Below are 21,335 nucleotides of genomic sequence, written 5' to 3' on the forward strand. Positions count from 1 at the left end.
TAGGCCGTCCCGGTGCACGCCCTGGCCTGTGGCAGGCTCCGCCCGGTGACGATCATGACGCTCGGCTCGCGGTTTCTCGCGGCGTTCAATGACATTGAGAAGCACATCAGGGGCCACTTCAAGGCCGACGAGCGCATCAGTTTCACACAGCTCGCTCGGGAATACGCCGAGAAGAAGCGACTTCCGAGTCAACACAAGAGCGCCTTGGTCGCGTTCGCCTCACTGCGGAACGCGATCAGCCACGGCACCTACTACGGTGGTCGACCGATCGCGGAGCCGGTCGAGGCCGTTGTTCAGGAGATCGAGCGGCTCCGGCAGCAGATGCTCGAACCACCGCGGGCGCTGCACGTTCTGCCTCGCGGCGAGGTACGCACGGTGCGTCCGAGCGACCCGGTAGGCACCGCGCTGGACCTGGTTCGGACGCTCGGGTTCTCGCAGCTGCCCGTTTACGACAGCGACGGCTACGCCGGTGTCCTGACCACTAATGCCATAGCCCGGTGGCTGGCCGACCAATTGACCAGGAACACGGGCATCGCCGAGGAAGAACCGGTCAGCCACGTGCTGAAGTTCGCAGAGCCAGGCGAGAACGCGGTTCTGGTGCCCCGAGCGATCACCGTGGTGGAGGCGATCGACCGGCTGAGCAGTGGAAGGCAGGCGGGCCAGTTGAGCACGGCGCTCATCATCACTGAGAACGGCCGGACGACGGACAAGCCGCTGCGGCTGATCGCCCCCTACGACCTTCCGCTGCTGACGGCCGCCCTCGCCATTACGTGAGCATCCGTAGGCGAAACGGATGCGCCGCTGGTTCGGTACCCAGGAATCCGACCAGCGGCGCCGCTACCTGAATCGACGAGGGTCAGCCCGCGAGGGAGCCCAGGTTGACGCCGTCGAGCAGGTTGATCAGCTCGTCGTCGCGGGTCACCTCGTAGCCGCGTTCGCGCAGTTCCGCGACCAGTTCGGCCTCACAGTCGATAGGAATATCGAGGTACTCACCGTTGTGAACCGTGAGGACGAGTTTGGCGTACCGGTCCCGCAGGTCCTGCGGCAGCACGTCGAGCGCGCGCGTCGTGACCATCGGGGGCCAGTACCCTTCCACGACCGCGCCCACCTCGGTGATGTGGAAGGCCTCGTTGTCGCCGTACCCGTCCTCCGGCTCGTAGCAGTCGGGGCCGGCGGGGTGCGACAGGTGGGTCATCTGGACCTGCCGCGCCTCGCCCCAGGTCCGCGCGGTGGCGAGTGCCCTGATCTCCGCGGCCTCCCCGGCGGCGGTAGCGGCGTCGATGAAGGCGAGGCAGTCGTGATTGGGGGCGTGGCCGTAAACCAGGTGCTGGTGGTGCGTTGTCATGGCGCACATCCTGCCCCAGGGGACACCCACCAAGATCAGCCTACCGTCCGGGCCCTCTCCACCGGTCGGGTGACCGCCCTATCCCTGGCGGTCAGGGCCGCACCGCGCCGCTCCCGCCGCCGCAGGGTGCAGCCCACCGCCGTGCGCGACGCACTAGACGTGCGTGATCACATCTTTGCCGTACGCGGTGAGGGTCTTGTCCTTGTCGTCGTGCGTGAGGTAGACGGCGAAGTTGTGGACCCCGATCTCGTTGAGTCCTGCAGTCGGTCGACGTGGGCCGACTCGGGGCCGAGCAGACAGAATCGGTCGACGATGGCGTCGGGGACGCAACTGCGGTGGTGGTGAAACCACCACTCCTGATTCGCCCGATCCGGATGAGGCACGGTCACCCCCGGTTCCGACAGGCTGTCGAGGTACCAGGGCGTTGCGCGACAACCAGTTGGCGGTCACGGGCGAGCTCAAGGAGGGGGACGTCAGGGAATCCTTCCTCCGCCGCCGGGAACCCAGGGGCCAGCCAGTTCGAACACGTCGTGACGCCATCAGGCGACATCGACCCGAACAGCGTCGACGCGGGTCTTCCTGGGCGGGGTATTGACCCTTACGCGTGGGCAGACGCACCGAACCGAAACGCGGCGCATTGAGGTCAGGGGCGCACCCAACTGACGGTTCGACGGCGATCGGGCCGGAGAGGAGCATCAGGTGGAATACGAGGATTTCATCAACGCAGTGGCCACGCGGGTCAAGGTGTCGACCGATCGGGCGGCGACACTTACCAGCGCGACGTTGGAGACATTGGCAGATCGGATCAGCGCCGGCCAGGCAGAGGACCTTGCTTATCAGCTTCCCGACGGGCTCGACGATCACCTGCGCAAACCCCCACCGCTTAGAAGGCAGGAACATGCCCAGCCGTTCGGGCTCGACGAGTTCGTGCGGCGGGTGGCGGACCACCCGGCCGTCGACCGTGCGCTCGCCGGTGCCGGGGTCCGCGCGGTGCTCACCACGCTCCGTGAGGCTGTTTCCCGTGACGAGTTCGAGGACGCGATGGCCCAGCTTCCGAAGGAGTTCCGGCAGGTGATCGAACCGGTGGGCGCCGGTGGCCGGCAGCGCCGCGGGTAGCACGCACGGACCCCGCGACGCACCCCAACTGGTCCGGAAGGAGAACTGGTGAACTACGCCGAATTTCTCGAAGCGGTGGGGAAGCGGGCGCGAATGCCGGCGGCGGAGGCGGCGAACGTCGTCGGAGCCACGCTGACGACCTTGGCGGAAGGGGTCAGTGGTGGCGAGGCGCGGCACCTGGCCACCTAGGTCCCCGAGGAGTTGCGGGGGTACCTGCACAAGGACGTGGACTTCGCCGAACGGATCGACCTCGTGGAGTTCCTCAATGAGGTAGGGGTCCGCGCGGGAACGGATGACGAGCGGACCGCTGAGGGCGCCCGCACCGTGTTGACGACCCTGCGCGAGGCGGTGAGCGCGGAAGACCTCGAGAACCTGGAATCCGAACTGCCAAAGGACTTCCGGCGGCTGCTGCGTCCGGTGGGCCGCAGCGTCGGGGCCTGAACCGAGCCACTTCCTGGCCCGATCCGGGTACGGTGCGCGGGTGGAGGTTGGATTCGCCCCGCCCGTCTCCGGCTCGTGGGCCACACCGGAGAACATGATCCACGTCGCCCGCCGCGCCGAGCAGCTCGGGTACCACTCGCTCTGGACGTTCCAGCGGCTCCTGGTGCCTGCCGACCTCGCTTGGAGCGAGACCTACCACAGCGTCCAGGACCCACTGACCACGCTGGCGTTCCTGTCGGCCCACACCACGCGGGTCCGGCTCGGCGTCGCGGTGCTCAACATGCCGTTCGTCTCTCCGGTGCTGCTGGCCAAGCAGACCGCGACCCTGGACATCCTCGCCGGCGGACGGCTCGACGTGGGACTCGGCCTCGGCTGGGCGGACGAGGAGTATCAGGCGACGGGGGTGAGCAAGCATCGGCGGGGCCATCGGGCCGAGGAGTTCCTGGCAGTTCTCCGCGCTCTCTGGCAGGACGGCGTCGCCGAGCATCGCGGCGAGTTCTACCAGATCCCGCCGACGCGCCTGGAGCCGAAACCCGTGCAGCGGCCACACCCGCCGATCCTGCTCGGCGGCCAGGCGCCCGCCGCGCTGCGCCGGGCCGGCCGGCTCGCCGACGGCTGGGTCAGTGGCAGCCAGGCGGACCTGACAGGCATCGGCGAGGCGGTCGCGACCGTCAAGGCCGCCGCGGCGGAGGCCGGCCGCGAACCCGGCGCACTGCGCTTCGTCTGCCGCGGCGCGGTCCGCGTACGGCCGACGGGCCCGCCCGAGCGCGAGCCGCTCACCGGCACGCTCGAGCAGATCCGGTCGGATCTCGGCAGACTCGCCGAAGCCGGCATCACGGAAGTGTTCGTCGATCTCAACTTCGATCCGGAGATCGGCTCACCCCGCGCCGACGCGCAGGCGTCGCTGCGCCGGGCCGACGAGGTGCTGGAGGCCCTCGCTCCGACCCGCTGACACCCCGGTCGGCGCTCACCCGGCCGGGTCGGCTGCCGCGTCCGCCGCGGACCACGCCGACCAGCCGGTCACCGCGATCGCGATCACCGGCCCGGCTGGTGGCCGCTGGACGTACTGCGGGTACTTGTCGGCCAAGGCCGCGCGGGCCGCGGCCTCCTCCGCGCGGTCCTCCACCAGCCGACCGTGCCCGTTCAGACGGACCCACCACAGCCGCGACCAGTCCTCGTCGTACTCGTCGATCAGCAGGCAGGCATGCCCCGTCGCCTGGATGTTCTCCAGCCGGCGCAGCCGCCGGTGGCGCTTGGGCTTCTCGTCCACGGCGTGGTAGACGACATCGTCGAGCAGCACGAAGCACACGGGCACCAGGTGCGGACGGCCATCCGCTCCGACGGTGGTCAGCCGGGCCACTCTGGCCGACCCGACCCGATACCGGATGTCGTCGGCGGGCACGGCCCGACGGTAACAGCCGACACCGGTCCTGGTGACGCGTTGTGGCCGAGCTGGCGGGGTGTGCCGGCGCCGCACGCGGGTACGCCCTGCCGAGCGGACGCGGGGGAGGCGTGATGGCGAGCGAGGCGCCCGACTACTTCCAGCCGGAGGCTGGTCTGGTGCTCACGCACCTGCTGATCGTGCGGGACGTGGACCGTTCCCGGGAGTTTTACCAGCGGGTGCTGGGCGCAACGGTGGTGCGGGAACGCCAGCCGGCGATCCTGCGGTTCCACAACAGCTACATCGTGATCAATGATGAGGGTGGTCCGACCGACGACAAGCCGGGTGTGCAGGCGAAGGCGCCGCCGGATCCGAACACGCTCAGCAGCGCGATGAACGTCCGGGTCACCGACGTCCGGGCGGTCTACGAGCAGTGGCGGTCACGGGGTGGGGAGTTCCTGACCGAGCCCAAGGATCATGGCGTCGAGATCCGGTGCTACCTGCGCGATCCGGACGGCTATCTGATCGAGCTCGGTCAGGGCACCGGGATCCTCGCCGAGATGGGTCGGGCAGCCTCCGCCTGAGCCTGACGATCGGCGTCCGCCGGCAGCCCTGGTCACGGCCAGCCCAACCATCGTGATCGGGCCCCTGGTGGTCAGGCGGTGGGTAACGTGAACGTCGTGGAGGATCTCGGCGCGAAGGTCTCGTACCTCGCGCTCGCCGTCGGCACTCGGGTCTACGACGTCGATTCGGCACCCGTCGGCGTGGTCGAGCACGTGCTGACCGACGAACCGAAGGACATCTTCCACGGCATCATCGTGGCACCGTCGGGGCCGGACCAGTCCCACCGCTTCGCCCACCGGGAGCAGATCGCCGACCTGTACGAGCGGGGGGTCGTGCTGTTGGTACCCGGTGCCGAGATGCACGAGCCGGGCGAGGACACGCCGGCCAGAAGGGCCGAGGCCGCGGGTGACGACCCGGTGCAGGTGGGCCTCCGCCGCGCCTGGGAGTGGCTGAGTCGCCCCCGCTGAACCTGGCGGGCAGGTTGCCGCCGCGCCCGGCAGAGTTATGGCCATCGGTACTTGGCAGGCGAGGAAGAGTTCAACGGTCACCTGACGGGCCTGCCGGACCGCCAGGTCTCAGGCTGCTCAGGCAGTGTCGGTGATGTGCGCGATTACGGCCGAGTAGTCCCGGTCGCCAAGGCCGGCCTCCTGGGCTGACGCGACCCACTGCCGTGCGGCCGTCGCGACCGGCAGTTCGACGCCTGCCGACTCGGCGGCCGACACGACCAGATCGGCGTCCTTACGGGCGAGTGACAGCGCGAACCGGAGCGGGAATTGGTCGGACTCGATTGCTGGTCGTCGCCGATCCGCTTGCGAGCCGACGGGAGTCGCGGACAAGACCTCAAACGCTGTGTCACGCGGCAGTCCAAGCCCATCCGCGAGGGCGAGCGCCTCACCGAGAACAGCGAGCACTCCGAAGAGGGTCGAATTGGCGACCAGTTTGGCCGCCGCGCCGGCACCGAGCGGTCCGACATGCATCGGCGAGCCAAGCGCGCCCAACACCGGCATCCACTGTTGGGCAAGCTGCTCCGGCCCTCCGACGAAGATCCGCAGCGAACCCGACTCGGCCTCCGAGACGCTGCCCAGCACCGGCGCATCGAGCAGGCCAACACCATCCGGCAGCATCGCGGCCAACCGACGCACCGCGGGCGGCCCGACCGTGGACATCTCAGCGAGCGTCGTCGACGCGGTAGCACCGGCGAGGATGCCCTGCGGGCCCTCGACCACCTCTCGCAGCGCCGCCGGGTCGGACAGCATGGTGATGACCAAATCGGCCCGGCGGGCAGCCTCTGCCGGACTGCCGGCAGCGACCGCGCCGCGCGCCACAAGATCGTTGGCCCTCTGCGGCGTGCGGTTCCAGACAACGAGGTCATGGCTGGCATCGAGCAACCGGCGGGCCATCCGGCTACCCCATTCCACCCAGACCGATCACAGCGACCGTGGCCATGGCGCCATCCTGCCAATTTTGCCCGGGCAATGCCGCACAAACCTGGATGCTGGTGCTGCCGTTTGATCATGCCTGCCGGGCAGGTTGACCCCGGCAAGGTGCAGGAGCATGCGGCGGTGATTCGGTCATGCGGCCGACCATCGCCGCCGCACCCTGAAGGTTCGCCCCTGGCGGCGATCTCTGCCGATGCTCGGGCGTGAGGACGTCTCAGCTGGCCAGCGAGCCCAGGCTGAAGCCGTCGAGCAGGTTGATGAGCTCGTCGTCGCGGGTCACCTCGTAGCCGCGCCCGCGCAGCTCCGCCACCAGTTCGGTCTCGCAGTCGAGTGGAACCTCGAGGTACTCACCGGTGTGAACCGTGAGCACGAGTTTGCCGTACCGGTCCCGCAGGTCCTGCGGCAGCACATCGAGCGCGCGCGTCGTGACCATCGGGGGCCAGTACCCTTCCACGACCGCGCCCACCTCAGTGATGTGGAAGGGCTCGTCGTCGCCGTACCCGTCCTCCGGCTCGTAGCAGTCGGGGCCGGCGGGGTGCGACAGGCGGGTCATCTGGACCTGTCGGGCCTCGCCCCAGGTCCGCGCGGTGGCGAGTGCCCTGATCTCCGCGGCCTCCCCCGCGGCGGTAGGGGCGTCGATGAAGGCGAGGCAGTCGTGATTGGTGGCGTGGCCGTAGACCAGGTGCTGGTGGTGCGTCGTCATGGCGCACATCCTGCCTCAGACGTACGACTTCCAAGATCGTCGTACGGCCGGGGCCCTGTCCACCGGTTGGTTGACCGCTAGGCTGGCCCTCCTGGCCTCGCCACCTGGAGAAACGCCCATGTCCGACAGCGTCTTCGCGCAGTTCACCGCCGACGACGACCAGCTCGAAGTTGGGCTGATCGTGCAGCCGGCGATCAACGCCGCCCTGGTGCACAACCGGGTGCCGCTGGTCCGTCACCTCACCCTCGTCAACCGAGGTCCGGTGCCGCTGACCGACGTCACGCTGACGCTGGAACTGCGAGGCCCTGACGGCGCGTTGACCGAGCCGTGGACGCGTACGCTGACCGCGCCGTTGCGGCCGGGGGCGAGCACGAGCTGGGACGACTTCCGGGACTTCACGCCCGACCGGGTGCTGCTGTATCGCACCGACGAGGCGTTCCCGGTCGACTACACCCTCCGGGTGCAAGCGCAGGAGGACGCACTGCGGCTGGTTGCCCCATCGAGAGTGTTGGCCCACAACGAATGGTTCAACAGCCCTGCCCTGTACGACAGCCTGGCCGCCTTCGTGCAGCCGAACACGCGGGCGGTAGAGGCGGTCCTGCGGGCAGCCGCCCAGCTCCTGCTCGCGCGGACGGGCTCCGGCTCTCTGCAGGGCTATCAGGAGGGTTCGGAGCGGGCGGCGCTGATCGCCGGCGCGGTGTACGAGGCACTGCGCCAGCTGGAGATCACCTACCAGACCCTGCCGGCGTCGTTCGAGAACACCGGCCAGAAGGTACGGACGACAGCCGCCGTGCTGGACGGGCGACTGGGCAACTGCCTCGACCTGTCCGTCACGTACGCCGCGTGTCTGGAGGCGGCGGGGCTGCACCCGCTCATCTTCATCAGCGCGGGGCATGCCTTCGGTGGCTTCCTGCTGGAGGAGGAGCGGCTGGGCTCGGCCGCGGTGACCGAGACCAACCTGCTGATCTCGATGGTGGACTCCGGCCGGGCGGTGCCGGTCGAGCTGACCCGCATCGGGCCGGGCGCGCAGTCGGCGACCTTCACCGAGGCGGTACGCGTCGGGCTCGGGCACTTCCGCGGCGACGGCGAGCGCATGCAGGGCGTTGTCGACGTCCACCTGGCCCACCGCTCGGGGATCCGCCCGCTGCCGTCAGCCGACGAACTGGTCACCACGCCGCTGCTCACGGAAGCGACCGTCGACGCAGAAGCGTCCCTCGACCTTCCGCCCGGCGTCGCCGCCGCGAAGCTGCGCCAGCTCACCGATGAAGGTGAGGAAGCGCCGCAGCAGTCCGACGGGTCGCCGGCGCGCGTCCAGCAGTGGAAGAAGTCGCTGCTGGACCTGAGCCTGCGTAACCCGCTGCTCAACCTGCCCAAGCGCGGGCGCGGCCTGGACCTGCACGTGCCGGCGGGTGCGCTGGCCCTGCTCGACGACCTCATCCACGATGGTCGTCAGGTGCAGGTCATTCCGCAGGACGACATCAGCCACGTCCACGAGCTGGCCGGGGCACGCCGGGCGCAGGACCTCGACGCCGAGATCCTCACCCGGGAGCTGCGCACCGACCGCCGGGTCTACGGCGCGGTCACCGACGCCCGTTACAAGACCGCGATGCGGGCGCTGCAGCGCGAGGCGCGCACGATGGAGCAGGAGACCGGCAGCAACTACCTCTACCTGACCATCGGCACGCTGGTGCACACCAAGACGACCGGGGGAGAGGCGTACGCGCCGCTGTTCCTCCTACCGGTGCGTATCGAGGGTGGCAGCGGCCGTCGCCCGTACGCGATGGTCATCGACGGCACCGAGGTCGCCAGCCCGAACTACTGCCTGATCGAGTGGCTGCGCGTCAAGCACAGCGTCCGGATTCCGGAGTTGGAACAGCCGGTGCTCGACGAGCACGGCATCGACGTCGCCAAGACCCTGGCCGCGATCAACACCGGGCTGCTCGACAACCGGCTCAACTACCGCATCGACGAGACCGCCAGCCTTCGATTGCTGCAGTTCTCCACCTTCCAGATGTGGCGGGACCTCACCGACCACTGGCCCCGGTTCATGGAGAACCCGGTCGTCCGGCACCTGGTCGAGTCCTCCGGGGCCACCTTCGACGACCCGGCCCGCCCCGACGACGCCGAGGTCATGGTCGACGAGGCGGACCTTCACCTGCCGATCCCCGCCGACGGGTCGCAGATGCAGGCCATCGTGCGCGCCGAGCGCGGCCACTCGTTCGTCCTGGAGGGCCCGCCCGGCACCGGCAAGTCCCAGACCATCACCAACATGATCGCCCGGGCGGTCAGCGCCGGTCGATCGGTGCTCTTCGTCGCCGAGAAGCAGGCCGCGCTGGAGGTGGTGAAGCGCCGCCTCAAGCAGGTCGGCCTCGGGCCGTTTGCGCTGGACCTGCACGGGCGCAAACAGTCCCTCAACGCGATCCGCCAGCAGCTGCGCGACGCCCTCGACCAGTACGACCAGGGCGGCGACGGCACGTGGACGGCCGTCGAGACGGCCTATCGGACGCGGCTCGCCCCGCTGACCGAGTACCCCGCCCAGGTGCACACCACCAACCCCGTCGGGATGTCGCTCTGGTCGGCCTATGAGCAGACCCTGGCGTACGGGGACGGCCCGGTCGCCCCGATTCCGGTGGCCTACCTGCACGCACCCGCCGAGGCGCGCTCGCAGGTCGAGACGACCCTGCGGGAGTTCCCGGCGGCAGCCCGATCGGCCCGACTGCGGGCCGCACACTCGTGGGCGCTCAGCGGTTGCCGCACCCTCGACGGGCTGCACGGCGCCGCAGTCACCGAGATCGCCGGTGAGCTCGAACGTCTCCGCGCCGACCTCGCCGCCCACCCGCACCTGGTCGAGTTGCTGCGGACGCTGCCCGCCCCGGAGACCGTGAGCGAGTTGCAGGCCGGCGCCTGGCTCGCCGTACGCGGGCTGTTGCCGGACCGGCAGACCACCCTGCACGCCAGCGACCGGCGGTGGGACGAGGCGATGGCCCGGCTCCAGGCGGACCTGGCGGCCTTCCGGCAGGGCTTCGCCGGTGAGCTCGCGACCTTCCGGCCGGACGTGTTCGCCCGACCGGAGCTGACCACCTGGCACGGTGAGGCCCAGGAGGCGGCGAAGCGGTTGTTCGGCAAGCGCAAGCGCCGCCAGGCCATCGCGGACCGGTTGGCCGTGCATGTGGTCGCCGGTGCCACGCTCGACGTGGAACAGATGGAGGTGCTCACCGGCCGGCTGGTCGCTGCCCAGGCGCAGGCCGCCGCGCTCCACCACCACCTGCAGGGGCTCGGTGGGCTGCGGCTGTCGCAGTGGCTGCCCACGGACCCGACCGCGCAGGAGCGGCTGACGGAGGCCATCGAGGCGACCCGGGTTGGCCGGACGCTGCTGAGCCAGCACCCGCAGGCCTGGGAGCTGTTCCAGAGCGGGTTCACCGACGTCGACGCGGCCCTGCTCGACCGGTTTGCCTCGCGGTGGCGGGCCTGGCGCGGGGTGTTGCGTTCCGGCGGGCCGGAGCTGACACTGTGGGCCGCCGGTTCGCACTGGGTCGACGCCTGGCAGCGCGACGGCGCGGCCTGGCTGCAGGAGCTACGGGCCGAGGAGCTGTTCCCGCTGCGCCGGTGGGCGACCGTCCTCACCCATGCCGACGTGCTGGCCTCGGCCGGCCTCACCGACTACCGGGACCAACTGCTGCGCGCCGAGGTGCCCGGGCATCTCGCCGAGGAGGTCTACCGGCGGGGAGTCGCGACGGCGTCCCTCGCCGAGCGGGTACGCGCCGGCGGCCTGCAGTACTTCGACCCGGAACTGCACGACGACGAGATCAGCCAGTTCGAGGCGGCCGCCGGTGAGCTGCGGTCCGCGCTGCCGACGCAGCTGCCGTCGGTGCTGGTCCGTCGCCGTCCCTTCAGCCCGGCCGACCGGCGTGGCCGCTTCGCTGACTTCGCGGCGGAGCTCCGCCGTAAGCGGGGCGGGCGGTCCTTCCGGGAGCTGTTCGAGCAGTACCCGGACGCGGTGCTCGCACTGACCCCGTGCGTGCTGGTCAGCCCCGCGTCCGCGGCGAACTTCCTGGCGCCGGGGAGCCAACGATTCGACCTGGTCATCTTCGACGAGGCCTCGCAGATCCGGGTGGCGGAGGCGATCGGCGCGATGGGTCGGGGCAGCGCCGTGGTGGTGGTCGGCGACTCCCGGCAGATGCCGCCGAGCAGCATCATGCAGGCCAGCCACACCGTGGACGGGGTCGACGAGGGCAACGGCCCGGTGCCGGAGGACCTGGAGAGCATTCTCAGCGAGGCCGTCGAGTCGGGGCTGCCGCAACGGTGGCTTTCCTGGCACTACCGCAGTCACGACGAGTCACTCATCGCCTTCTCCAACCGCTACTACTACGACAACAAGCTCTCCAGCCTCCCGTCGCCCGGTGCCGCCAGCTCGGCGGGCGTCAGCTGGCGCCGCGTCGAGGGCCAGTACGACCGGGGCGGATCCCGCACCAACGAGGTCGAGGCACGGGCGATCCTCGCGGACATCACCCGGCGGTTGCACGACCCGGCGACCGCCGGCCAGTCCGTCGGCGTGGTCACCTTCAACATCCAGCAGCGGGATCTCATCCTCAACCTGCTGGAGGAGAGCACCGAGCCGATCATCCGCGAGCAGCTCTCCGGTGCGGTCGCGGAGCCGATCTTCGTGAAGAACCTGGAGAACGTGCAGGGTGACGAGCGGGACGTCGTCCTGTTCTCCCTGGCCTTCTCCACCAACCCGGAGACCGGTCAGCTCCCGCTGAACTTCGGTCCACTGAGCCAGGCCGGCGGCGAGCGGCGGCTCAACGTCGCCATCACCCGCGCCCGCCGTCAGGTCGTCCTCTATTCGTCCTTCGACCCGTCCGACATCGACCTGTCCCGTACGTCCGCGCTGGGCACACAGCACCTGCGGGCGTACTGCGAGATGGCCGCCGCCGGCGCGGAGCGCCTGGGCGACCTCGCCACCGACCGCACCGAACGGCGCAGTCGAATCCGCGAGGAGGTGGCCGCGGCGCTGCGCGACCGCGGCCACGAGGTCCGTACCTCGCACGGCCTCTCCGACTTCACCGTGGACATCGCCGTACGCAGACCAGGCTCGCCACGGTGGCAGGTGGCCGTCATGCTCGACGGCCCGGACTGGAGCGCACGCCCGACGGTGGCCGACCGGGACTCGGCGCCCGCGCTCCTTCGCTCGATCATGGGCTGGTCGGAGGTCGTGCGGTTCTGGCTGCCGGCGTGGATCCACGACCGGTCGGCGCTGCTCGACCGGGTCGACGAAGCGGTCGCCCAAGCCGAGGCCCCCGCGACCGCTGAGCCGGAGCCCGAGTCTTCTGCGGTCGCAGCGGCACGCGAAGCCATCGAACTGCCGCAGCCGCGCTCCGTAACGGATGCGGGGCCGCCACGCCCCACACCGGCCGCCGAGTTGCCACAGCCGCGCCTCGCGGTGGACGAGGAGCCCCTCTTGGGCGCCTCGGCGGAACCCGTCACCGCACTGGCCGCCGCGACCACCGCACCGCAGGTCACGGCGACCTCAGGCGCGGACACCATCACGGTGAGCCCGTTCGTTCCGTACGTCCCGACCTCGCTCGGAGACCAGGCCGACCTCGACCTTCTGGCCACCGACCGGCGGGTACGTGACCTGATGCGGAACGCGCTCCGCGAGATCATCGAGGCTGAGGGGCCCATCGAGCAGCACCGGCTCGCACGCCTCGCCCTCGCGCGGTTCGGTTTCCTCCGGACTCGGGAGGACCGGCGTACCGCGGTGCTCGCGCTCGTGGACTCCCGCCGCCTGCACACGCACCCGACCGTGAGCCGGTACGCCTGGCCCGAGGGCGCCGATCCGCAGACGTACCGCGCGTACCGGGTTACGCAGGCGAGCAACGACCGCGCGTTCGAGGAGGTGCCGCCCGAGGAGGTGGCCAATGCCTTCGTGCACGTACTACAGGGCGTGCCGAGCATGGACGAGGAGCGGCTGCTGCGCGCCGGCCTGGAACGGCTCGGCTACCGCCGCCGCACCGAGAAAATCGACAAGCTACTCCGGTACGGGCTGCACGTGGCCGTAACCAGCGGTCGCCTCCGCTTCGACCAGGAGGGCCGCCTGAGCCCAGGTTGAATCTGTGCTGCTTGCTCGGAGCGTGCTTCGTCCTTCCAGTGCTGACGACCGGGACACGCGGTGACATGGCGGCACCCTCGTGTCCAGGAGGGACGGACGAACAGTGGAGGCAGTTCGTCCGTCCCTCCTCTATTTCGGAAAACTGATCCTGCTGGATGACTGTTTCGTTGAGGCGTTTGCCGGAATGTGTCTCTACAAGCTCCGGATGGCCGACGACCTATCGGGTTACAGCTTGTTGGGAGAGTCGCCGCATCGCACTAGGCTCGGGTGGCGCGGCTTAGCCGGAAGGCCAACCGGGGGAGCTTCACCGATGCGGATCGAGCGGTCGATATGGCAACAGATCACGGTGAATGGCAGCGAATTGACAGTCGAGGGTCAGATTCCCAGTCATCGGCGCCATCAGGTATTGCTCGTGGTGCGGGCCGCAGACGAGGAAGAGAAGTTTCTCGCCCGGTGTCTGCGGACGTCAGACGAGCAGGACATCGGTTGGGCGCAGGTCGCCGCCGCCAGCGTCTACCACGAGCTCAACGCCCTCAAGGCGGTTGACCGGCCCGAACTGCCGCGTGTCTACGAGCGTTGGAGCGGTCCCGCCCGCCTTTCCAACGCCGATCGGACCGTGGACGTGCTAGCGGTGACGCGGGACTTCATCGAAGGGCTGTCCGTTGACCAACGCCTCAAAGATCTTGATAGCCCGAATGTCGACCCGGTCCGGCTGATCGTCCCTTGGCTCGAAGGAGTGCTGCGAGCACTGATCGCACTGCATGCTAACAACGTGGGGCACTTCGATTTGCGTGCCGCTAACGTGATCCACCCCGACGAGCAACGCCGGCCTGTTGTCGTCATCGACCTGAATTCGAGTCAGGTACTGCGCGTCAACGAAGCCGCCCGGCACACCATTCTCCAGCTCGACGAGCGGCTGGCGCCGGAGGCCTGGTATCGAGATCGGGCCGATCGGGAGGGCCGGATCGACCTCGCCCGTCTGCGAGCGGAGTCTCCACTAGAGTGGTTGGACTGGTACCAGTTCGGGCTACTCATCCGAGAGTTGGCGGTGACGGCGAAGAATCTTGACGCTACGAACCGCCGATACCTCGACGAGGTGGCCAGCTATCTAACGGACTACCCGGCGTGCACGGAGGTTAAGGCCCCGGAGGTCCACCGCCTGCTTGAACGGGCAAAACCCGAGTTCCTCCACCCCTACGGAGTGCCGGAACTCGTACGCAACGCGCGTAACGTCGACGTAGAGATTTTTCCTGACGCGCAGGTATTCACTAAGGTTGGGGTGCTGGGGGAGATTGTCCGACATCCAGCCTTTACGAGACTGTTCGAGGTCAAGCAGCTCACGCTTCTGCGCTACGTCTTCGTCGGTGCGGAACACACCAGGGCCATGCACATGATGCATTGCGCCAGCCTGACCGCCGACCTGCTCAAGCATCTTTTCTCTGAACCGCGGTTCCGGCGGACGTTCGACAGTCGGGACGTTCGGTTCGCGATCGTTGCAGCTTTGCTGCACGACATCAACCACTTTCCCTTCTTGCACACTTTTCAGGAGTCCGCTAGGTCGCTCTTCACAAATCGGGCGCTCTTCGACGAGGTGATGGGGTCGGATTTCAGCCACTTCACCGGACAGCGGCACGTGCCCCTGGGGCAACTGCTCACGGATTCTGCCATCGACCCTGAAGCATTGTGGAGGGTGATTTCGGCGAGCGGCACCAGCTCCGACAATGTGGCCCCGTGGAGCAGTTCGTCAACTCGATGATCGATTCGGGCGTCGACGTCGACAAGCTGTCCTATCTCAGTCTGGACGCGCTGCACACCGGAGTGCCCGCCGGGCAGGGCATCGACCATTCCCGCCTCATGCGGTCGGCAATCATGGTGCCCGACCGGCTGAACATGGAGTCGCTGGCGTTCGACATACGGGCCTTGCCGGCTGTCGAATCAGTGATCCACGCCCGCCTGGCCAACTTTCGGGCGATCTATTGGCACCAGCGAAACCGGGCACTGATGGCGATGTTCCTCCATGTCGCCGACAACATTGACTACCGAAAGCTGGACGAGGCGGTGCTGCGGCGTGAGTTTCTGGTGTCGTCCGAGGCAGACGTCGTCCGCAAGATGAACAAGCTGTACGAGGATCACACCGGACGGCGGTCGCCCATGGCCATGTTCATTCCACTACGCGGCGCCGGCCTATTCGAGGAGCTGTACAAGGTTCCGGTAGCCGACGACCGTGAGGAAGGCTTCGTCTTCCGTCGGCTGACAGCCCTATCCCGTGCCGGGGGTCGTGGCCGCGGCGGCGAGTTGCGACTACGGAAGGCCCTCGCGGAGGCGATCAGGTCGCGCTATCCAGGGCTCGGCGAGATTGACGACGCCGAGATCCTTATTGACATCCCGGCCCGTCCCATGGACGGCCAGCCCGTTGCCTTCTTGCGGGATGACACGGGCGAGCCGGAGCAGATCGACCGGATCTCGAGCACTGCGGAAGCGGCAGTCAAGGACTTCCAGAAGCTGGCCAAGAGCATCCGCGTCTTCGTGTCACCGAGGGTCGCATCGACGCTTGGCGTGCCGAACGGCGAGCCCGATACCCGCTGGGTGGGAGGCCTGCTGTACGAGATCCTGTCCGGCCTGCCCGACGACTCGCCCGGCAGGTTGTCGTAGCATCTCTGGCTCCGGAGGTGGCATGCCCCCGATGATGATTCCGGCCTGGATGAACCTCGCGCTGTGGGCCGTGTCCGATGCGGTTCCGGCACTGCGCACTTCGTGGGTTGCTCTGGACACCCACCTACCGGGGTGGCTCGACACCCCGTTCCTCGCCGCCGCCGTCGCCGGCCTGCTGACTCAATGGGCGTTCTCCTGGCTGGCGTCCCGTCAGAGCCGACAGCTGAACGCGAAGACGACCGTCGCACTGGAGGAGATCAAGGGTGGCGTTATCCAGATGCAAGCCACACAACTTACCGTCAAGGCAGCCCTGCTGGAACTAACCACTCGAGCGCTGAGCGTCTCGGCTCCCGACGTCGGGCACGAGCCTTTGAAGTCTGGACCGCCCATCTTGGAACCGGGTGCCCGAGGTGCGGAGGACCGACTGGACGGCGAACTCCGCCAAGTGCTCGACGAGATGATCGACGTGGCCGGAGGAGCGCTGGTGCTGCGGATCGCATACGAGCAGCTGGGCTCCGTGGTGTCGTTGCAGAATCTGCTCTACACCATTTACTGGCTGCGGGACGTAGGCCGGATAAGCTGGGACGACGCCGTGATCGGATGGGAGACCGAGCTGCATCGCGAGGCTCCTGAATAGTGCTCGGGCTGCTCATCAAGGTGCAGTCGGGCGGAGTCGGTTGAACGGCGAGCCACCGAGGGTATCTGCTTGTGTTGACGACCCAGGCGAACACTGAACCCTGACTAACTTGAGGCTCCGGTCCGAACTGGCGCCGCGTATCCGTTGGCAGCTCCTCGGTGGAGCGCCGAACCGCCCCTCACCCTCGAAGGGCAACCGAACTCGTATCGGACCTCGCCCGCAGTCGCCTCGACGCGTCGGGCGGTCACCATCATTCGCATGCCCTGGCCTCCACCCCAGCTAGCCGAACAGTCCTCCCGTCAGTGATACCCGAGGATCCGTGTCGCTTCCTCACCGGCCAGCCGGAGCTGATCTCCTTGCAGATCGGGCACGCGGTAATCATTGCCGCGCACTGTCTTGAGGAATTCGGTGGGCAGACGCAGGTGGTAGGTGGCGAGGTAGAAGCGTAAGTCGTCGCGCCACAACCACTCGCCGTCTGTCAGCACCGACGCGCCCCCGACCAGGTGTCGGCCACTGCCGAGGACGTCGATCTCCGCGCCCATGACGTCGATGAGGCTATGTCCATTGCGCAGATAGTCTTCGACCTGGACGGCGTCGGGCAGTGGCTCCGCGTGGACGTGCGCGTGGATGCTCTCCACGTACACCTCGCTCTGGTTGGGTCCTAGTTCTCGAAAGAACCCCACAGTCTTCATCGTTGCCCTTTCGCTCGCGGTACGAAGACCTCCCAGGAGCCGCCGCTCTCGACGACTGGCGGTTGGGGCTCTGCGGCCCATCGCTGGGTTCCCACCCGAGCCGTTGGCGCGAGCACGCTGACCCCGAGTTCGTTGGCGACCTGTTGACCGAGTGGCACCGCGTCGAGGTCGGGCTTGACCGTGCCGGCATAGCAGGAGACCAAACGGAGGGGGCCACCGTCATATGCGGGATTTTCCCGAACCGCGGCGGCGATCTGGGCCGCGTTGGTGGCGTTGCCGTCCATGGGCGCTCCGTCTGCTGAAACCTTACCGGGGACAAAGTACCCCCGGTCGGTGCCGTGCACGATGACGTCATGGTGCCCATCCAGCGGCCGCACCTTGTCAAAGTTCCGCATCGTCAATTCGTCGTAGCCAACTCCCGTCGAGCGATCGGAGTAGTAAACCGGGTCGCCAGCGGAGAGGTAGGAATCGGGCGCCCTTTCGGGCGGTAGCGGCCGCCCCCTCGGATCGGCCCAGTCACGTCGCTGTCCCATCCGGTCGGCCGGCCCGAGCCGAGTGAGTCGCCCGAGCGCCTGCTTGAGTTTCTCGATGAGGTCGCCGAGCCGGCGTACCTCCGGGACCAACCGGCGCAGGCTGGCCAACAATCCCCGCAACAGCCGCGCGATCCGCGCCCCCCACGACCCCACCAGCGTCGTGACCTGCTCCACGACCAGCGGTGCGGCAAGTCCGCCGGTGACGACGAGTTCGCCCGCGTACGTGATGAGGCGGGACACGCAGGCGGCGATGGCGTCGCGGACCAGGAGCCGGACGGCGGCCACCAGGCCGGCGGCGCCCTCGGTGATCGCGGCCATGGTGTCGGCGCCCTGGGCGAGGCCGGTGATCGCCTGCTGTTGCTCGGCGGCCCAGGCGCGGTAGGCGGGGCCGGCGCTGCCGCCCCAGTCGGCGACGTCGTCGCGGACGGCGCGGGTCAGCTCGGCGGCTTCCTCGCGGAGCGAGGCGGCAACGTTGCGCCAGGTCTGGGCGTGTGCGGTGATCTGTGCCGGGTCGCCGGCGAGCCAGTCGAGCGCCTCACTGAGCGGCTTGACGTGCTCGATGAGCCAGGCGATCCCGTACTGGAGCAGGGCGCCGACCGGGTCGGAGACGAAGGCGAGGGCGTCGAGGCCGGCACTCACCACACCGAGGCTGCCGTCGATCCAACTGCCGTTGCGGACGCCCTGCGCGATGAGGTCGATGTCCTCGCAGATCCACACACCCGCCCAGGCGCTGGGCGGGGTGTCCGCTGCGGCGGCGACGAGCGGGTTGGACGTCACGGGCGCTGCCGCACCCCATCGAGCAGGTGCTTGGCGTGGGCGTCGGAGTGTCGGTAGCGGTCCGCGCCGGTCCGCAGCCTGCCGGCGGTGTCCCGCGCCGACGCGGCGGCGGCACCGATGCCGTCGACAAGGGTGCGTTGCAGGCCGTCGAGCAGCATCGGCAGCATCGCGCAGAGCTGCCCGTAGGCGTCGGCGCCCAGCCGGACGTGCTGGCCCGCCTGCTGGGCGGTGTCGAGGCTGCCGGCGCAGCGATCGAGGCGTGCGGCGTGGGCGGTCAGGTCGTCCGGGTCGACCTGGATGCCCTCACCGGCGGGCATCGCTCGGCCCCTGGTCGCGGCTCAGCCGACTGCGGTACGAGTCGATGATGGCCTGGGCGCTCGCGTCGTCGCCGAAGGACTCCGCGGTTACTTCAGCCACCTGCCGCAGCAGGTCGGTGCGCGCGGCTCTCGTGGTGTCCACGATTCGCTGGGCGGTGCGCGCTGCGGGCTGTTGCCGGGTGCGCTCGTCGAGCCACAGGTCGATCAGCAGGCCAGCCGAGTCGACGGTGACCTGGACCGTCCGATCGGGGGTGTGGGCGGTGCCTGTCAGCTCCCGCATCCGCGTCGACAGCGTCTTCGCTCGTTCCGCCCGCTCGGCGAGCGACGACTCCCACTCGTCGAGCCGGCGTCCGGCCGCGTCGAGCGCAGCGTCGTCCGCCCACATGTTGACCCTCCCCAGGGGACCACCGCCGACGGCAGCCAGCGGGATCACCGGCACGTTATCAACTGGTGGCGCTCCGTGTATGCCCCTGAATAGGGAGGGACGCCGCACCGGCCATCGCCATGTGCCCGAATCCGAACCACGTGACGATCCGGTCAACGAAGATTGTTCCCGTGACGAGCGACAACCCGCACCGGGGATGGACCAGCCGGACCGCCTGGGAGGGGCGGTTCAACGCTCCGCTGCGCGCGTTCCTGCGCACCGAGACCGGTGGCGCACGGGTGGTGCTCGTCGCTGTGGTGGCGGCGCTGGCGTGGGCCAACCTGGACGTGTCGTCGTACGAGTCGCTCTGGAGCACCTCCCTCTCGGTCCAGCTCGGCGACTGGCCTGTGTCACACGACCTGCGTACCTGGGTCAACAGCGGTCTCATGACGTTCTTCTTCCTGGTCGCGGGGCTGGAGTTGCGACGCGAGTTCGACATCGGCGAGCTGCGGGATCGGCGGCGACTGGCGCTGCCGATGCTGGCCGGGTTCGGCGGCATGCTCCTGCCGATCGGGATCTATCTGACGATCAACGCCGGGCGCCCCACCGCTGCGGGATGGGGCGCGGTGATGGCCACGGACACGGCGCTCGCGCTCGGCGCGCTGGCCGTCTTCGGGCCGCGCTTCTCGGATCGGCTGCGGGGTTTCCTGCTGACCGTCGCTGTCGTCGACGACGTGGTGGCGATCGCGGTGTTGGCGATCGCGTACCCGGAACACCCCTCGCCGACGGCGCTGCTCGTCGCGGCGGCGATCTTCGGTGTTGTCCTGCTCGTCCGCGGCTTCGGCGTGCGGTTCGGGCCGGTCTACGCGCTGCTGGGGGTGGCGGCCTGGTTCGCCGTCTCGGAGTCCGGTGTCGACCCGGTCGCGGTGGGCCTGGTGATGGGGTTGCTGACCTACGCCTACGCTCCCGGTCGCGGCGACCTGCAGCGGGCGAGCGACCAGTTCCGCCTCTTCCGGGAACAGCCCACCCCGCAGCTCGCCCGCATGGCCCAGGCCGGGCTCACCTCGGCGCTGTCGCCGAACGAGCGGCTGCAGACGCTCTACCACCCGTGGGCGAGCTACGTGATCGTGCCGCTCTTCGCACTGGCGAACGCCGGGATCGTGATCGACGGCGACCTGCTCGCCAGGGCCGTGACCTCCCCGGTCACGCTCGGGGTCGTGGTCGCGTACGTCGTTGGCAAGCCGGCCGGGATCCTGGCCACCTCGTGGCTGGTGGCCCGGCTGAGCGGCAACCGGTTCCGGCCACCGGTCGGCTGGCTTGCCGTCGCGGGGGTCGGCACGGTGTCCGGCATCGGATTCACCGTCGCGCTCCTGATCGCCACCCACGCCCTGAGCGGCCCTGCGCTGGATGAGGCGAAGCTCGGCATCCTCGTGGCGACGGTGGGTGCGTCCGTTGTCACCTGGCTGGTGTTCCGCTCTGTCGCCCGGCTCTCGCCGGCACGGCGCGCGCGCGGGCTGCTGGGCGTCGCCGAGGGGATCGTCGACCTGAAGCTGCCGGTCGATCCGGATCGCGACCACATGCGCGGGGCGCTCGACGCGCCGGTGACGGTCGTGGAGTACGGCGACTTCGAGTGCCCCTACTGCGGGCAGGCCGAGCCGGTGGTCCGGGAACTGCTGGCCGACTTCGCCAACGTCCGGTACGTCTGGCGGCACCTGCCGCTCACCGACGTTCACCCGCATGCGCAGCTCGCCGCCGAGGCCGCCGAGGCTGCGGGCGAGCAGGGCGCGTTCTGGGGAATGCACGATCTGCTTCTCGCGCACCAGGACGCGCTCGGTCCCGCCGAGCTGCTCGGTTATGCCGAGCAGCTCGACCTGGACCTCGACGGGTTCCGGGAGCACATGGCGAGGCGGATGGGCGTTGACCGGATCGCCGAGGACGTCGACTCCGCCGACCTCAGCGGCGTCACCGGCACCCCGACATTCTTCATCAACGGTCGGCGCCACCACGGCGCGTACGACATCACCGCGCTCTCGGCGGCGGTGAAGTCGGCGTTCGCGAGCGTGCGCCTCCAACCCGAGTACCACCGTGGCGAGCGTGGCCAGCGCCAGGACAGCTAGCCGGTCGGGGAGCGGGCGGGCGACCTGCCGCCCGCTCCCCAATGGATAGGACGCGGGCTCTTGACTCCCGGGAAACATCAGGCCACCATCTGACAACGTTGTCACCGACTTCCTCGCCATCTGACAACGTTGTCATCCCTGGAGGCGC

The 21,335-nt window shown here is 69.0% G+C and carries 18 protein-coding genes and 1 pseudogene; 11 read left to right on the top strand and 8 right to left on the bottom strand.

Going from position 1 to position 21,335, the window contains the following annotated elements; all coding sequences use genetic code 11:
* Positions 1-54: 54 nt before the first annotated feature.
* Positions 55-774: a CBS domain-containing protein gene (locus tag ABZT87_RS25610; RefSeq protein WP_355138756.1), complete on the top strand. Its 720-nt coding sequence runs from the start codon at positions 55-57 to the stop codon at positions 772-774.
* An 82-nt stretch (positions 775-856) separates the two neighbouring features.
* Here ABZT87_RS25610 and ABZT87_RS25615 read toward each other — a convergent pair whose 3' ends face one another.
* Complete coding sequence (locus ABZT87_RS25615; RefSeq protein WP_355138678.1) at positions 857-1,345, bottom strand: hypothetical protein; 489 nt, start codon at positions 1,343-1,345, stop codon at positions 857-859.
* A 699-nt stretch (positions 1,346-2,044) separates the two neighbouring features.
* Here ABZT87_RS25615 and ABZT87_RS25620 point away from each other — a divergent pair.
* The 3 genes and pseudogenes from ABZT87_RS25620 (at position 2,045) to ABZT87_RS25630 (ending at position 3,854) form a co-directional block, all read left to right on the top strand.
* Complete coding sequence (locus ABZT87_RS25620; RefSeq protein WP_355138680.1) at positions 2,045-2,461, top strand: DUF2267 domain-containing protein; 417 nt, start codon at positions 2,045-2,047, stop codon at positions 2,459-2,461.
* A gap of 48 nt (positions 2,462-2,509) precedes the next feature.
* Positions 2,510-2,902: pseudogene (locus ABZT87_RS25625) on the top strand (DUF2267 domain-containing protein).
* Positions 2,903-2,942: 40 nt separating this feature from the next.
* Positions 2,943-3,854, top strand: coding sequence for a TIGR03619 family F420-dependent LLM class oxidoreductase (locus ABZT87_RS25630; protein WP_355138682.1), 912 nt, complete (start codon positions 2,943-2,945; stop codon positions 3,852-3,854).
* Between the two features lie 15 nt (positions 3,855-3,869).
* On the opposite strand, the gene ABZT87_RS25635 is transcribed toward ABZT87_RS25630, so the two are convergent.
* Complete coding sequence (locus tag ABZT87_RS25635; protein WP_355138684.1) at positions 3,870-4,304, bottom strand: TIGR03668 family PPOX class F420-dependent oxidoreductase; 435 nt, start codon at positions 4,302-4,304, stop codon at positions 3,870-3,872.
* A gap of 113 nt (positions 4,305-4,417) precedes the next feature.
* Between ABZT87_RS25635 and ABZT87_RS25640 the strand changes: the two genes are divergently transcribed.
* Both ABZT87_RS25640 and ABZT87_RS25645 read left to right on the top strand, forming a co-directional pair.
* Complete coding sequence (locus ABZT87_RS25640; protein WP_355138686.1) at positions 4,418-4,867, top strand: VOC family protein; 450 nt, start codon at positions 4,418-4,420, stop codon at positions 4,865-4,867.
* Between the two features lie 87 nt (positions 4,868-4,954).
* Complete coding sequence (locus tag ABZT87_RS25645; RefSeq protein ID WP_355138688.1) at positions 4,955-5,314, top strand: hypothetical protein; 360 nt, start codon at positions 4,955-4,957, stop codon at positions 5,312-5,314.
* Positions 5,315-5,431: 117 nt separating this feature from the next.
* On the opposite strand, the gene ABZT87_RS25650 is transcribed toward ABZT87_RS25645, so the two are convergent.
* Both ABZT87_RS25650 and ABZT87_RS25655 read right to left on the bottom strand, forming a co-directional pair.
* A complete protein-coding gene (locus tag ABZT87_RS25650; RefSeq protein ID WP_355138690.1) occupies positions 5,432-6,247 on the bottom strand; it encodes an NAD(P)-dependent oxidoreductase in 816 nt (271 codons plus the stop codon).
* A gap of 253 nt (positions 6,248-6,500) precedes the next feature.
* The gene (locus ABZT87_RS25655; protein ID WP_355138692.1) at positions 6,501-6,989 is read right to left on the bottom strand and encodes a hypothetical protein; all 489 of its coding nucleotides are present in this window, start codon (positions 6,987-6,989) and stop codon (positions 6,501-6,503) included.
* A gap of 118 nt (positions 6,990-7,107) precedes the next feature.
* Between ABZT87_RS25655 and ABZT87_RS25660 the strand changes: the two genes are divergently transcribed.
* The 4 genes from ABZT87_RS25660 (at position 7,108) to ABZT87_RS25675 (ending at position 16,387) form a co-directional block, all read left to right on the top strand.
* Positions 7,108-13,098: a DUF4011 domain-containing protein gene (locus tag ABZT87_RS25660; protein WP_355138694.1), complete on the top strand. Its 5,991-nt coding sequence runs from the start codon at positions 7,108-7,110 to the stop codon at positions 13,096-13,098.
* Positions 13,099-13,408: 310 nt separating this feature from the next.
* Complete coding sequence (locus ABZT87_RS25665) at positions 13,409-14,854, top strand: hypothetical protein (RefSeq protein WP_355138696.1); 1,446 nt, start codon at positions 13,409-13,411, stop codon at positions 14,852-14,854.
* The gene (locus ABZT87_RS25670; RefSeq protein WP_355138698.1) at positions 14,830-15,750 is read left to right on the top strand and encodes a hypothetical protein; all 921 of its coding nucleotides are present in this window, start codon (positions 14,830-14,832) and stop codon (positions 15,748-15,750) included. Before ABZT87_RS25665 ends, ABZT87_RS25670 begins: the two co-directional genes overlap by 25 nt.
* Before the next feature lie 31 nt (positions 15,751-15,781).
* A complete protein-coding gene (locus ABZT87_RS25675; protein ID WP_355138700.1) occupies positions 15,782-16,387 on the top strand; it encodes a hypothetical protein in 606 nt (201 codons plus the stop codon).
* Between the two features lie 299 nt (positions 16,388-16,686).
* Here the strand turns inward: ABZT87_RS25675 and ABZT87_RS25680 are convergent, their stop codons facing one another.
* The 4 genes from ABZT87_RS25680 to ABZT87_RS25695 are packed head-to-tail and all read right to left on the bottom strand — an operon-like array spanning position 16,687 to position 19,091.
* Entirely contained in the window at positions 16,687-17,025 is a 339-nt protein-coding gene (locus ABZT87_RS25680; protein WP_355138702.1) for a hypothetical protein, read from the bottom strand.
* 50 nt (positions 17,026-17,075) lie between these two features.
* Positions 17,076-18,389 (bottom strand): WXG100 family type VII secretion target, encoded by a 1,314-nt coding sequence (locus ABZT87_RS25685; protein WP_355138704.1) that lies wholly within the window; start codon positions 18,387-18,389, stop codon positions 17,076-17,078.
* On the bottom strand, positions 18,386-18,706 hold the full coding sequence (locus tag ABZT87_RS25690; RefSeq protein WP_355138706.1) for a type VII secretion target: 321 nt from the start codon (positions 18,704-18,706) through the stop codon (positions 18,386-18,388). The genes ABZT87_RS25685 and ABZT87_RS25690 overlap by 4 nt, the downstream gene beginning before the upstream one ends.
* The gene (locus ABZT87_RS25695; RefSeq protein ID WP_355138708.1) at positions 18,693-19,091 is read right to left on the bottom strand and encodes a YbaB/EbfC family DNA-binding protein; all 399 of its coding nucleotides are present in this window, start codon (positions 19,089-19,091) and stop codon (positions 18,693-18,695) included. Before ABZT87_RS25695 ends, ABZT87_RS25690 begins: the two co-directional genes overlap by 14 nt.
* 170 nt (positions 19,092-19,261) lie before the next feature.
* On the opposite strand from ABZT87_RS25695, the gene ABZT87_RS25700 reads away from it, so the two are divergent.
* Positions 19,262-21,187 (top strand): Na+/H+ antiporter NhaA, encoded by a 1,926-nt coding sequence (locus ABZT87_RS25700; protein WP_355138710.1) that lies wholly within the window; start codon positions 19,262-19,264, stop codon positions 21,185-21,187.
* Positions 21,188-21,335: the final 148 nt, after the last annotated feature.

Origin of the sequence: Micromonospora sp. NPDC005237 (genome assembly GCF_040607775.1) — a bacterium.
Classification (GTDB): Bacteria; Actinomycetota; Actinomycetes; order Mycobacteriales; family Micromonosporaceae; genus Micromonospora.